Source organism: Streptomyces sp. NPDC017991 (assembly GCF_044328075.1).
GTDB lineage: Bacteria > Actinomycetota > Actinomycetes > Streptomycetales > Streptomycetaceae > Streptomyces.
The window spans coordinates 67,462-80,429 of the sequence record NZ_JBIRGP010000013.1; the positions used below are offsets into that span (position 1 = coordinate 67,462).

The window sequence follows — 12,968 nt, forward strand, 5'->3', positions numbered from 1 at the left end:
AGCGAGTAGCCGATACTGGAACGCATGGCTTACGACGATCTTCGCTCCCTGCTCCGGGCGCTGGAGCGCGAGGGCGACCTCCAGCGCATCAAGGCCGAGGTGGACCCGTACCTGGAGGTCGGGGAGATCGTCGACCGCGTCCAGAAGGCGGGCGGCCCCGCGCTGCTCTTCGAGAACGTGCGCGGATCGGCGATGCCGCTCGCGATGAACGTCTTCGGGACGGACCGCCGCCTGCTCAAGGCGCTCGGCCTGAAGTCGTACGCCGAGATCAGCGAGAAGATCGGCGGACTGCTGAAACCCGAGCTGCCGCAGGGCTTCATCGGGGTGCGCGAGGCCTTCGGGAAGCTCGGCGCCATGACGCACGTACCGCCGAAGAAGGTGAAGTCGGACAACGCCCCCGTTCAGGAGGTCGTGCTCCGAGGTGACGACGTCGACCTGGACGCCCTGCCCGCGCTCTTCACCTGGCCGCAGGACGGCGGGTCCTTCTTCAACCTCGGGCTCACCCACACCAAGGACCCCGAGTCCGGCATCCGCAACCTCGGGCTGTACCGCCTGCAGCGCCACGACAAGCGCACCATCGGCATGCACTGGCAGATCCACAAGGACAGCCGCAACCACTACCAGGTGGCCGCGCGCCGCGGCGAGCGGCTGCCGGTCGCGATCGCCTTCGGCTGCCCGCCGGCCGTGACGTACGCCTCCACCGCGCCGCTGCCCGGTGACATCGACGAGTACCTCTTCGCCGGGTTCCTGCAGGGCAAGCGGATCGAGATGGTCGACTGCAAGACGGTGCCGCTCCAGGTGCCGGCGCAGGCCGAGGTCGTCATCGAGGGCTGGCTGGAGCCGGGCGAGATGCTCCCCGAGGGCCCCTTCGGCGACCACACGGGCTTCTACACACCGCAGGAGCCGTTCCCGGCGCTGACGATCGACTGCGTGACGATGCGCAAGCGCCCGCTGATCCAGTCGATCGTGGTCGGCCGCCCGCCGACGGAGGACGGTCCGCTGGGCCGCGCGACGGAACGCTTCTTCCTCCCCCTCCTCAAGATCATCGTGCCGGACATCGTGGACTACCACCTCCCCGAGGCGGGCGGCTTCCACAACTGCGCGATCGTCGCGATCGACAAGAAGTACCCGAAGCACGCCCAGAAGGTGATGCACGCCGTCTGGGGCGCCCACATGATGTCGCTGACCAAACTGATCGTGATCGTCGACTCCGACTGTGACGTCCACGACCTGCACGAGGTGGCGTGGCGCGCGCTGGGCAACACGGACTACTCCCGCGACCTCACGGTGGTCGAGGGCCCGGTCGACCACCTCGACCATGCCTCGTACCAGCAGTTCTGGGGCGGCAAGGCGGGCATCGACGCCACGCGGAAGTGGCCCGAGGAGGGCTACACGCGCGACGGAGGCTGGCCCGAGATGGTCCTCTCGGACCCGGATACGGCGGCGAAGGTCGACCGCCGCTGGAAGGAGTACGGACTCTCGTGAGCAGCGCATCAGCGGCGGTCCCGCAGCCCGGGCGCACCAAGGCGTTCCTGCGGCTCGTCATGATCGAGCACTCCGTCTTCGCGCTGCCGTTCGCGTACATCGCGGCGCTGACGGCGATGTTCCTGACGGACGGCAACATCCAGTGGGGCCGGCTGCTCCTCGTCACCGTGGCGATGGTCGGACTGCGGACCTTCGCGATGGCCGTGAACCGGATCATCGACCGGGAGATCGACGCCCGCAATCCCCGTACGGCCCACCGGGAGCTGGTCACCGGCGCGATGTCGGTGAAGCACGCCTGGACGGGCGCGCTGGTGGCCCTGGTGTTCTTCCTCGGCGCGGCGGCCCTGCTCAACCCGCTCTGTCTGGCGCTGGCGCCCATCGCGGTGATCCCGATGGTGGTCTACCCGTACGGCAAGCGGTTCACGAACTTCCCGCAGGCCATCCTCGGTCTCGCCCAGGCGATGGGCCCGATCGGCGGCTGGCTGGCGATCACCGGCGAGTGGTCGTGGGACGCCGTGATCCTGGGCCTGGCGGTCGGCGTCTGGATCGGCGGCTTCGACCTGATCTACGCCTGCCAGGACGTGCGGACGGACCGCGAGGTCGGCGTGAAGTCGGTACCGGCGCGCTTCGGTGTCCCGGCCGCGATCCGGGGTGCCCGGGGCTGCCACGCGGTGACGACCGGCCTCCTGGTCTGGTACGCGCTGGCCACCGACGCGGGTGTCTTCTTCTGGCTGGGTCTGCTGATCGTGGCGGGCGCGTTCCTGTACGAGCACACCCTCGTCCGCCCGACGGACCTGTCCCGCCTGAACCGGGCGTTCTTCCAGGTCAACGGTTTCATCGGCATCGCGCTGTTCGTGTGCGCGCTGCTGGACCTGCTGGTGCGGGGACTCACGGTCTGACCGGTTCTGCCGGTTCGGCCGGTTCGACGGGTCCGCCGAGGCCGATGGGCACGACGGGGCCGGCGGCGACCGTCGTGATGCGCCTCTCGCGGGAGAGGAACCGCGGCGGCAGGCACATGGTGATCATTCCGGTGAGTATCAGCGCACCGCCCGCCCAGGCCACCGCCGAGAGGTGCTCGTGCAGCAGGAGCACGCTGATCAGCGCGGCGGCCAGGGGCTCGGCGAGGCTGAGGGTGCCGGCCGTGGTCGCGCGCACCCGGGTGAGTCCGGTGGTGAACAGCCAGTAGGCCAGGGCGGTGGTCGCCACGCCCAGCCAGGCGATCAGGGTGAGGGTGTCGCCCTGCCGCACGGGAGCGGCGCCGCCGACCATCCAGGGGGCCAGGGGGAGGGCTCCCGCGAGCAGGGAGAGCGCGGCGAGTCCGGGCAGCCGGTCGGCGGGGACGACGGCGGCCAGCTTCTTGGCGAAGACGGTGTAGAGGCCGTAGCAGGCACCGGCCACCACGGCCAGGAGCAGTCCCAGGGCGTCCACGCCCGCGCTCCCCGGTGTGAGCAGCAGGGCACAGCCGAGGACGGCCGCGGCGGTGCCGGCCGTCCAGACGGCGGTCATCCGTTCCCCGGTGATCCACCGGGCGCACAGGCCGATCGCCGCGGGGGCGACGCCCAGGGCGACCACTGTGGCCAGGGCCGCCCCGGTCCGCTCCACCGAGGACAGCAGGGCCGCCTGGAAGACGCCCGTGGACACCGCGCAGATCAGCAGGGGGCGTACGACCGCGCGCGTGGTCAGGGCCCGCACGGTGGTCCGGCGGACGGTGAACACCGCCAGGATCAGTCCGCCCACGGCCAGCCGCCAGCCGCCCAGGGCCGCCGGTGTCATGGTGCTGGACGCCAGCACCTGGGCGGGTCCGACCGTGCCCCACAGCACCGCCGCCCCGAGTACCAGACCCGCGCCGAGCAGCGGGCCGTTCGTTCGTGTATCCATGGCGGGCGACACTAAGCAGAAACCCGGGCAGTGCGGGCCTTGGCCGCACTTCGTGCGCCGTAGGGTCGATTTCATGGAACTTGATGCACTCGACCTGGCTCTCCTGCGGGAGCTGCAGAACGATGCACGGCAGACCAACCGCGACCTCGCGGCCAAGACCGGCGTCTCGCCCTCCACCTCGCTTGAGCGGGTACGGCTGCTGCGCGAACGCGGGGTGATCACCGGCTACCACGCCGCCCTGGACCTCGACGCGGCCGGCCGGCCCGTCCAGGCACTCATCTCGGTACGCATCCGGCCCCCCGCCCGCCCCGTCATCGAGGGGTTCAGGGAATGGGCCGCACGTCTGCCGGAGGTGATCGGGCTGTTCGTGACCTCCGGCACGCACGACTTCCTGCTGCACATCGCGGTCCCCGACGTCGACGGCGTGTACGCCTTCGTCATCGACCGCCTCACCGAGCGCAGAGAGGTCGCCGACGTGCAGACCACGATGGCCTACGAGCACGTCCAGTCCCGCCGCATCGAGCCGGCGGCCGGCCCCGACCGCCCCCGCTTCACGGGCAGGGCACGCTGAACGGCCTGTGCTGCCGCTCGGTCGGTGGCGTCGCGCCGGTAGGCTCAAGGTGTGAACGCAGGAGAAACAGAGCGTCGGCCTTGGATCGTGGGGGTCTCCGGCGCGTCCGGAACGCCGTATGCCGCTGCCGTGCTGCGTGCTCTCCTCGCGGCCGGTGAGAGCGTCGACCTCGTCGTCTCGCGGGCCTCGCGGCTCACCCTGCTCGACGAGACCGGGATCAGTTTCCGGGACGCCCACTGGCGGGACGACCTGCGGGAGTGGCTCGGCCGGGGGGCCGACGGCAAGCCCGGCACGTTCGCGGTGGACGTCGACGACGTACGGCACTGGAGCGCGGGGGACCTGGCGGCGGGGCCGTCCTCCGGCTCGTACCCCTCCCGGGGCATGCTCATCGTGCCCGCCTCCACCGCCTGTGTCGCCGGGGTCGCGATCGGCCTCTCGAAGGACCTGCTGCAGCGCGCCGCGAGCGTCGTCCTCAAGGAGAGGCGGCGGCTGGTCGTGGCCGTCAGGGAGACCCCGCTGAACGGGCAGACCCTGCGTCACCTGGTGACCCTCGACGACGCGGGCGCGACCGTGCTGCCGGCCTCCCCGGCGTTCTACGCGGGGGCCACGCACATCCAGGACCTGGTGGACTTCGTCGCCGGACGCGTGCTGGACGCGGCGGGCGTCGGGCACACGCTCTACCGCCGCTGGGAGGGCGAACTCGGCGGCGGCTCCCGCACCACCTGAACACAGCGCTAATCACTCATACTTCAGGAATTTTCAGCGGAAGGCTATCGATCGCATGGACGCGGTGGACAGGCAGCTCATCCAGGCTCTCAGGGAGAACGGGCGGGCCTCCTACGCGGAGCTGGGACGCCTCGTCGGACTCTCGGGGCCCAGCGTCACCGACCGCATCAACCGCCTGGAGGCGGCCGGTGTCATCACCGGCTACCGCGCGACGGTCGATTCGGCCTCGCTCGGACTCGGCGTCATCGCCCTCATCGGCATCTCCCTCTCCGACGCCGCCGACCACGAGGACGTGGCACGCCGGATGAAGGACCTCGGCGAGATCGAGGACTGCTGGTTCATCGCCGGCGACGACTCCTACATGCTCAAGGTCCGGGCGTCCGACGTGGACGGCCTGGAGCGGACCATCCGCCGGCTGTCCGGGACCAAGGGCGTCTCCAGGACCCGTACCACCATCGTGCTCTCCACGAAGTGGGAGAACAGGGTGGGCGAGCTGCCCGAGGAGGAGTAGGACGGGCGCGGGAGTACGGTTGAACGGTTGCACGATCCACACGAATCGTCGCAGGTCACAGGGAGAGGTACACGCATGGACGTCGGGCTCAAGCGCGAGCTGGAGGACAAGGTCCGGGCCGGTGAGCGGCTGACCCGCGAGGACGGCGTCGCGCTCTACGAGTCGGACGACCTGGCCTGGCTGGGCGGGCTCGCCCACGAGGTGCGCACCCGTAAGAACGGTGACGTCGTCCACTTCAACGTCAACCGCCACCTCAACATGACGAACGTGTGCACCGCGTCGTGCGCCTACTGCTCGTTCCAGCGCAAGCCGGGCGAGAAGGACGCGTACACGATGCGCATCGAGGAGGCGGTGAAGCTCGCCAAGGCGATGGAGGGCGAGAACCTCACCGAGCTGCACATCGTCAACGGGCTCCACCCGAACCTGCCGTGGCGCTACTACCCGCGGTCGCTCAGCGAGCTGAAGAAGGCCCTGCCGAACGTCTCCCTGAAGGCCTTCACCGCCACCGAGATCCACCACTTCGAGACGATCTCCGGGCTCAGCGCCTCCGAGATCCTCGACGAGCTGATCGACGCGGGCCTCGAATCCCTCACCGGCGGCGGCGCCGAGATCTTCGACTGGGAGGTCCGGCAGCACATCGTCGACCACCGCACCCACTGGGAGGACTGGTCGCGCATCCACCGTCTCGCGCACGCGAAGGGCCTCAAGACCCCGTGCACGATGCTGTACGGGCACATCGAGGAGCCCCGCCACCGGGTCGACCACGTCCTGCGCCTGCGTGAACTGCAGGACGAGACCGGCGGTTTCCAGGTCTTCATCCCGCTGCGCTACCAGCACGACTTCGTCGACATGAAGGACGGGAAGGTACGGAACCGGCTGCAGGCCCGTACGCAGATGGCGACCGGCGCGGAGGCCCTGAAGACCTTCGCGGTCTCCCGGCTGCTCTTCGACAACGTGCCGCACGTCAAGGTCTTCTGGGTCATGCACGGCGTCCAGACCGCGCAGCTCGCGCTGCAGCACGGCGCGGACGACATGGACGGGTCGGTCGTCGAGTACAAGATCACGCACGACGCCGACAACTACGGCACGCCGAACAAGCTGACGCGTGAGGATCTGCTCGATCTGATCCGGGACGCGGGGTTCCGGCCGGTGGAGCGGAACACTCGGTACGAGATCATTCGCGAGTACGAGGCCGCTGCCGCGGGCCGGCGGGAGTCGCCGCAGCCTATGCGGTTCTGATCTTTGGGCTGAGGCTGACCTTCTGGGGGCTGCCGCCCCCACGCCCCGCCCCGCCCAGCCCCTCGCTTTCGCGGTCTTCTGCGGGTGCGTGGGGGCTGGGTGCGCAGTTCCCCGCGCCCCTTTGGGGCGCCGATGCCCGTGCGCGTCAGGGCAAAAGATTGCGCCGTTCCCCGCGCCCCCCATTGGGGCGCTGCCCTGGGCGGGGTCAGGTGGTGCGGACCCGGATGATTCCCTCTACGCCCTGCATGAAGGTCTCGGAGATCAGGTTCGGGTCGAAGAGGCAGCCGGCCGCCATCGCGCCGTCCCGCAGCATGACGAGGTGCCGGGCGCCCGCCTCCGCGGGTTCGTCGCCGGTCCGGGCCAGCAGCTCCGTCACCGTGTTCAGGAACCACTGCCGGTGGGCCAGTACGGCCTGGTGGATGGGCTGGGCCGCGTCGGGATACTCGGCCGCCGCGTTGAGGAAGGCGCAGCCGCGGAACCCGGGGGACCGGATGCCCTCCGTGATGGACCTGCCCACGGCCCGGACCTGCTCGACCGGTGACTCGCTGCTCGCCCGCGCCGCGGCGATCTGGCCCCGGATGCCCTGGTCCGCCTGATCGAGGTACGCGAGGACGAGTTCCTCCTTGCCCGCGAAGTGCCGGTACAGCGTGGCCCGGGTGACCTGCGCCTCCGTGGTGATCCGGTCGATGCCGACCGAGTGGATCCCCTCCGCGTAGAAGATCCTGGTCGCGGTGTTCAGCAGCCGCGTACGCGCTTCGGACGTGCTGACGCCGGCGCCGCCGCCCGCTGGATTCCTGCTCATGCCCTCAGCGTACCAAGTCGAAGAGGGAGAACGTTCGGTCTTGACAGGCGTGCACGGCTGCCTCTTAGCTGTGACAAGACCGAACGTTCTCCCCCCCCTGTCGATGTCATCGTCATCGCCCTCGCTGAAAGGCACTCCCGTGGACACCTCCGTGAACTCCCCCGTGGACCCCTTCGTCGGAACGGCCCCCGCCGGCGTTCCCGCGGCCCTGCGCAAGCTGTACTTCGTGCGCTTCGCCTTCGCCGCGGTGTGGGCCGCCCTGCTGTTCGCCACCGCCGACACGCTGGGGCCGGTGAGCGCGACGCTGCTGGTGATCTACCCCCTGTTCGACGTGGCGGCGGCGGTCGTCGACCTCCGGGCCGCCAGGGCCGACGGCGGCACGGCCCCGGCGCTGTTCGTGAACATCGCGATCAGCTCGGTGGCGGTCGTCGGCCTGGCCGTGGCCGCCACGTCCGGTATCCCGGCCGTTCTGCGGGTCTGGGGAGCCTGGGCCGTCCTCTCGGGAATCGTCCAGCTCGTCGCGGGCGCCCGTCGGCGGAAGCTGGGCGGTCAGTGGCCGATGATCGTGAGCGGTGCCATCTCCACCCTCGCGGGCGCGTCCTTCTTCGCCTCGGCCGCCGGCGACGACGCCTCGCTGTCGAACCTCGCCGGTTACGCCTTCCTCGGCGGCCTCTTCTTCCTGGTTTCCGCCCTCCGCCTGGGCCGCGCGCGCGACGGCGTGTGACCCCGTCCGCTCGGCTGTGAGCGCTGTGAGCGCGGTCAGGGCCGTGAGGGTCGCGAGGCCCTGGGGAACGGCAGCCACTTGAGTCACAGGTCGGGTAATAAGTAATCTGCCCACATGGCCCTTACGTTCGAGCTCGACCCCTCCATCGGTCCCGCCCTGCGAGACGGCATCACCGATCTGTGGGCCGACGTGTCCAACGCGGGCGGCTCCGTCGGCTTCGTACCTCCCGTCTCGCGCGAGACCGTACGGCCGGAGCTCGTGAAGCACTTCGTCGCGATGGCCGAGGGCCGCACCCGGCTCCTGATCGGCCGCGACGAGGACGGAACCGTCGCCGCGACCGCCTTCCTCACCCACAACACCCACCGCCTGATGACGCACTGGCTGTGGCTGTACACGGTGATGGTGCACCCGAGGCACCAGGGTCGGGGCTACGGCCGCGACCTGCTCACGGCTGCCGCCGACGCCGCCCGAGGTCTCGACGGCATAGAGGCGATACGGCTCACCTGCCGGGGCGGCGAGGGCCTGGAGCGGTTCTACGGATCGTGCGGCTACAAGGAGGTCGGCCGCGTACCGGACGCGATCAGGGTGTCGGCGGGCGACGACCGGGACGACATCACGATGCTGCTGTCCCTGGGCCGCGTCGACTGACACGGGCGGGCCGCGCACCCCCGACACCCCCCTACAAGATCGCGGCCCGCGCGTGCTTCACTGGACGGTGGCCTTGGGGAAGTTCGGAACGGAAAGAGTGGATTGAGATGCTCCGCTACACACTGATGCGCCTGGGGATCTTCGTGGGCTGCCTCGTGGTCGTCTGGGGCCTCGTCTACTCCGGCGTCGCTCCGCGCGGCCTCGGCGACTCCAACGGCATGTGGGTCGTCATGCTCGCCCTGGTCGTCTCGGCGCCCATCAGCTTCGTGGTCCTCCGCAAGGAGCGCGACCGCGCCTCGATGCAGGTCGTGGAGCGCGTCGACCGTATGAAGTCCAACCTGGAGGCGAACCGCAACCAGGAGGACGAGGCGGCGGACGCGGCCTCGGGCAAGACGTCGGGTGAGACGTCGGGCGAGGTGCCCGGTGAGGTGTCCGGCGCCCGGAGCCGGACGGCCTGAAGGCGACGGCGGACCGCACCCGGCCCCGATGGGATCGCACCTCGCCCCGGTGCAACCGCCGGCAGAACATACTCTTTCCTGTATGGGTGCAGTGAAGAGCAAGCGGATGCCCCGTGCCGTGCGCGAACAGCAGATGCTGGACGCCGCCGTGCGGACCTTCGGGCAGCGGGGCTACCGGGCCGCCTCGATGGACGAGATCGCCGATCTGGCAGGCGTGTCCAAGCCGTTGGTCTACCTGTACCTGAACAGCAAGGAAGACCTCTTCACCGCGTGCATCCGGCGTGAGGCCGCCGCCCTGACCGCGGCCGTACGCGCCGGAGTCCGTCCCGACCTGCCCGCCGACCGCCAACTCTGGGAAGGCCTGCGGGCGTTCTTCACGCACACCGCGCAGAACCCGGACGGCTGGGCGGTGCTGCACCGTCAGGCGCGTACGCACGGGGAGCCCTTCGCCGCCGAGATCACCGCGATGCGCGAGGAGATCGTGGCGTTCGTCACCGAGCTGATCGTGGTGGCGGCGCGGGAGGCCCACCGGAACCCCTCGCTGCCCGAGCGCGAGGTCGCGGGCCTCGCCGAAGCCCTCGTCGGCGCCGCCGAGTCCCTCGCCGCCTGGGCCAACGCCACCCCCGGGGTCTCCGCCCGGCAGGCCGCCGCGACCCTGATGAACTTCGCGTGGGCGGGCCTGGGCGACCTGATGGAGGGGCAGCCGTGGGCGGAGGCCCCGGAGACCGCCGCGGCCCCGGAGTCCGCCGTGGTCCCGGAGACGGCCGTCGCTCCGGAGGGCGCGGAGCCCGTGCGGACCGCGGCGGCCGGGCCGAGACCCTGAATCAGGGGCCACGCCGGTGGAGTGTCCGGTGGTGCCGCCCCGGTCAGGTGAGCGGCAGCACTTCCCCCGTCAGATGCAGTCGGCCGCCGTCGGCCCCGCGCAGCTCGAAACGACTGCCCCTCGCCCCGTACGCCACCGTCCCCGGCAGCAGCACCGGCGCCCTGAACTCCGCCCGTAGCCGGGCCGCTCGGGGTGCCCCGCGCTCGGCGAGGCAGCGCGCCACGGTCCACATGCCGTGCGCGACGGTCCGGGGGAAGCCGAACATCCGGGCGGTGAGGGGGTGCAGATGGATCGGATTGCGGTCTCCGGACGCGGTTCCGTACCGCCGCCCGACATCCCCCGCGAGATGCCACTCGGCGAGCACGGGCAGCGGTTTGAGCTCCGCCGCCGCGGCCTGTCCGCGAAGCCGCCCCGCGACGGCCTGCTCGGCGACGCTTGCGGGTCCCGCGGGCTCGACGGCGTGCCGTGCCAGATACGTGCTGCGTGACTCCCACACGAGTTCACCGTCCGCTCTCGCCTCGGTCACGACGACGGCCTCGGTGCCGCGTCTGTGGGGCACCAAGTCGTCCACGCACACGGCGAGTTCGTACGCTCCGGTGGCCGTGAGCGCTTTGTGCTGAGTGATCCCGATGGACGTGTGCACCAGTCCGAGCAGCGGCAGCGGGAACGTCCGCCCGCTCATCAGCCGCATGGCCGCCGGGAAGCCGAGCACATGCGGATAGGTCAGCGGCAGCTCGTCCGCCCCCACCCCGAACCCACAGGCGCGCTCGTACGCGGCGAGCCTGCCCAGATCGACCCGGACGCCGGGGAGGACCAGACGGGTACGGGGGGCGGTGACTCCGGCCCGGGGCCGCTTGAACGGGGAGAGCGCCGCTCCCCGGGCGAGCAGGGGCCACAACGACGGCGAACGCCCGAGGGTACGCGTACGAGTCCCACTGTTCACGACATCCACATCCACATCCACCAGGTCACCCATCTCGAACTCTCCTCCTCCACGACAGGGCCGCGCCCGGGGGCTGATGCCGGGTGCGGGCCGGTGGGGGCTGACCGCGCAGTTCCCCGCGCCCCCAAAAACAAAAGACCACGCCCCCAAGGACCACGAGAAACAGCGCACCCGCACCCGACAGCGGCCCGCTTCCAAGGGGCGCGGGGAACTGCGCGCCCAGCCACGAGGCACCCGCACCCGACAACGGCCCGCTTTCAAGGGGCGCGGGGAACTGCGCGCCCAGCCACGACGCGCCCGCACCCGGCAGCGGCCCGCTTTCAAGGGGCGCGGGGAACGTGCGCGCCCAGCCACGAGGCACCCGCGCCCGGCAGCGGCCCGCTTTTAAGGGGCGCGGGGAACTGCGCGCCCGGCCACGACGCGCCCGCACGCGGCAGCGGCCCGCTTCCAAGGGGCGCGGGGAACTGCGCGCCCAGCTACGACGTGCCCGCACTCGGCAGCGGCCCGCTTTCAAGGGGCGCGGGGAACTGCGCGACCGGCCCCCACCGGCCCGCACCCGGCAGCGGTCCGTCATCTCGGCAAGCGCCGCAGGCAACCCCTTCACGCTCCCAACAAGCTCTGCCCGCACACCCGCACGACCTGCCCGTTGACCGCCCCCGACCCCGGACTCGCGAACCACGCCGTCGTCTCGGCGACATCCACCGGCAGCCCGCCCTGCGCGAGCGAGTTCATCCGCCGCCCCGCCTCCCGGATGAACAACGGCACCGCGGCCGTCATCCGCGTCTCGATGAAACCGGGCGCGACGGCGTTCACGGTCACGCCGTACTCCGAGAGCGCCCGCGGCCCGAGGGACCGTACGAGCCCCACGATCCCCGCCTTGGACGCGGCGTAGTTCGTCTGGCCGGCGTTGCCCGCGATCCCGGCGATGGACGCGGTCGCCACGACCCGCCCGCCCGGCCGGAGCGTGCCGCCGGTCAGGAGCGCGTCGGTGGTGCGCAGCACACTCGCGAGGTTGACGTCGAGCACCGAACTCCAGCGCTCGGCAGGCATGTTGACCAGCCGTCGGTCCCGCGTGATCCCCGCGTTGTGGACGAGGACGTCCAGCCCTTCGGGCAGCGCGTCGGCGATCCGCGCCCCCGCGTCGGCCGCCGTGATGTCCAGCGCGAGGGCGACCCCGCCGAGCCGTCCGGCGACCGCGGCCAGGTCGGACCCGGCGGCGGGCACGTCCAGGCACACCACCCGCGCCCCGTCCCGCGCGAGCGTCGCGGCGACGGCCTCACCGATCCCGCGCGCGGCCCCGGTGACCAGGGCGGTCCGCCCGGCGAGCGGCCTGCCCCAGTCCGCGGGGGCCACCATCTCACCGGATCCCGCACCGGATCCCGCACCCGCACCCGCACCCGCACCGTCACCGCCTCCGACCTCGATCACCTGTCCGCTGACGTACGCCGACCGGGGTGAGAGGAGGAAACGGAACGTCGACTCGGCGGCGCGCGCGTCCGTGAGCCGTACGAGATTCACGGTCCTGCCCCGCCCGATCTCCTTGCCGAGCGACCGTACGAACCCTTCGAGGCCCTGCTGCACGGCGGCCTGGTGGTGGTCGGCGGGGTCCGGGGGCGAGCCGAGCACCACGATCCGCCCGCTCCCGGCGACCGACCGGACGGCGGGGTGGAGGGCCGCGTGGACCTCGGCGAGCGTGTCGACGTCACGGACGCCGGTGGCGTCGAGGACGACGGCGACCGGGTTCTCCGTGCCCAGGTCCAGCGCCGAGCCGGCCGGCACGAGGTCCAGGTCCAGCCCCGCGAGCGCGAGGCCGGGCGCCAGGTCGAGGTCGGATTTGCCCGCCGTGAGATGCAGCAACCGCCCTTGCAGGGTGGGCCGTTCGGCGCTCCACCGCCGTAGCCGCGCGGGCTGGGGCAGGCCGAGCCGCCGGGTCAGGAAGCGGCCGGGCGCGGTGCCGGTGAGGCTCAGATAGCGGTCGGCCATGGTTCAGCTCCCAGCTGGGTCGGATGCGCGCGGGCGCAGGCTCGCGCGGGCGCCCACTCCTTGCTTACTCTGGAGTAAGGTTACCCGAGGTAATGCTACGTCACCGTGAGGGAGCAGGTCGAGATGAGCCCCGTCGAACCCACTCGCACACCCCGGCCACTCCGCGCCGTAGGCCCC

Annotated in this window: 14 protein-coding genes; 10 read left to right on the forward strand and 4 right to left on the reverse strand. The window is 71.4% G+C overall.

The annotated features are described in order from the left end of the window. Positions 1-24: 24 nt before the first annotated feature. Both ACH4DZ_RS32550 and mqnP read left to right on the forward strand, forming a co-directional pair. Positions 25-1,485 (forward strand): menaquinone biosynthesis decarboxylase, encoded by a 1,461-nt coding sequence (locus ACH4DZ_RS32550; RefSeq protein ID WP_398291226.1) that lies wholly within the window; start codon positions 25-27, stop codon positions 1,483-1,485. After that, positions 1,482-2,384, forward strand: a complete 903-nt coding sequence (gene mqnP / locus ACH4DZ_RS32555) for a menaquinone biosynthesis prenyltransferase MqnP (RefSeq protein ID WP_398291228.1) — start codon at positions 1,482-1,484, stop codon at positions 2,382-2,384. Before ACH4DZ_RS32550 ends, mqnP begins: the two co-directional genes overlap by 4 nt. Here mqnP and ACH4DZ_RS32560 read toward each other — a convergent pair. Then, a complete protein-coding gene (locus ACH4DZ_RS32560; protein WP_398291230.1) occupies positions 2,374-3,363 on the reverse strand; it encodes a DMT family transporter in 990 nt (329 codons plus the stop codon). The two genes, mqnP and ACH4DZ_RS32560, sit on opposite strands and share 11 nt — an antisense overlap. 73 nt (positions 3,364-3,436) lie before the next feature. On the opposite strand from ACH4DZ_RS32560, the gene ACH4DZ_RS32565 reads away from it, so the two are divergent. The 4 genes from ACH4DZ_RS32565 (at position 3,437) to mqnE (ending at position 6,410) form a co-directional block, all read left to right on the forward strand. Then, positions 3,437-3,934 carry an Lrp/AsnC family transcriptional regulator gene (locus ACH4DZ_RS32565; protein ID WP_398291232.1) on the forward strand — a complete coding sequence of 166 codons (498 nt, stop codon included), beginning with the start codon at positions 3,437-3,439 and terminating at the stop codon, positions 3,932-3,934. 51 nt (positions 3,935-3,985) lie between these two features. Then, positions 3,986-4,660: a UbiX family flavin prenyltransferase gene (locus ACH4DZ_RS32570; RefSeq protein WP_398291234.1), complete on the forward strand. Its 675-nt coding sequence runs from the start codon at positions 3,986-3,988 to the stop codon at positions 4,658-4,660. A gap of 55 nt (positions 4,661-4,715) precedes the next feature. Continuing rightward, on the forward strand, positions 4,716-5,171 hold the full coding sequence (locus ACH4DZ_RS32575; RefSeq protein WP_107020870.1) for an Lrp/AsnC family transcriptional regulator: 456 nt from the start codon (positions 4,716-4,718) through the stop codon (positions 5,169-5,171). Between the two features lie 75 nt (positions 5,172-5,246). Further along, complete coding sequence (gene mqnE / locus ACH4DZ_RS32580; RefSeq protein WP_398291236.1) at positions 5,247-6,410, forward strand: aminofutalosine synthase MqnE; 1,164 nt, start codon at positions 5,247-5,249, stop codon at positions 6,408-6,410. 205 nt (positions 6,411-6,615) lie between these two features. Here mqnE and ACH4DZ_RS32585 read toward each other — a convergent pair whose 3' ends face one another. Further along, a complete protein-coding gene (locus ACH4DZ_RS32585) occupies positions 6,616-7,212 on the reverse strand; it encodes a TetR/AcrR family transcriptional regulator (protein ID WP_398291238.1) in 597 nt (198 codons plus the stop codon). A gap of 163 nt (positions 7,213-7,375) precedes the next feature. Here ACH4DZ_RS32585 and ACH4DZ_RS32590 point away from each other — a divergent pair, with 163 nt between their 5' ends. The 4 genes from ACH4DZ_RS32590 to ACH4DZ_RS32605 all read left to right on the forward strand — a co-directional run bounded on the left by ACH4DZ_RS32590 (position 7,376) and on the right by ACH4DZ_RS32605 (position 9,865). Further along, positions 7,376-7,936: a DUF308 domain-containing protein gene (locus ACH4DZ_RS32590; RefSeq protein ID WP_398291650.1), complete on the forward strand. Its 561-nt coding sequence runs from the start codon at positions 7,376-7,378 to the stop codon at positions 7,934-7,936. Between the two features lie 114 nt (positions 7,937-8,050). Next, entirely contained in the window at positions 8,051-8,584 is a 534-nt protein-coding gene (locus ACH4DZ_RS32595) for a GNAT family N-acetyltransferase (protein ID WP_398291240.1), read from the forward strand. A gap of 107 nt (positions 8,585-8,691) precedes the next feature. After that, entirely contained in the window at positions 8,692-9,042 is a 351-nt protein-coding gene (locus tag ACH4DZ_RS32600; RefSeq protein WP_398291242.1) for a DUF4229 domain-containing protein, read from the forward strand. An 82-nt stretch (positions 9,043-9,124) separates the two neighbouring features. After that, the gene (locus ACH4DZ_RS32605) at positions 9,125-9,865 is read left to right on the forward strand and encodes a TetR/AcrR family transcriptional regulator (RefSeq protein ID WP_398291244.1); all 741 of its coding nucleotides are present in this window, start codon (positions 9,125-9,127) and stop codon (positions 9,863-9,865) included. 43 nt (positions 9,866-9,908) lie between these two features. Here ACH4DZ_RS32605 and ACH4DZ_RS32610 read toward each other — a convergent pair whose 3' ends face one another. Together ACH4DZ_RS32610 and ACH4DZ_RS32615 are read right to left on the reverse strand one after the other, a co-directional pair. Next, positions 9,909-10,841 carry a MaoC family dehydratase gene (locus ACH4DZ_RS32610; RefSeq protein ID WP_398291246.1) on the reverse strand — a complete coding sequence of 311 codons (933 nt, stop codon included), beginning with the start codon at positions 10,839-10,841 and terminating at the stop codon, positions 9,909-9,911. A gap of 567 nt (positions 10,842-11,408) precedes the next feature. Then, positions 11,409-12,791: a 3-oxoacyl-ACP reductase gene (locus ACH4DZ_RS32615; RefSeq protein WP_398291248.1), complete on the reverse strand. Its 1,383-nt coding sequence runs from the start codon at positions 12,789-12,791 to the stop codon at positions 11,409-11,411. Positions 12,792-12,968: the final 177 nt, after the last annotated feature.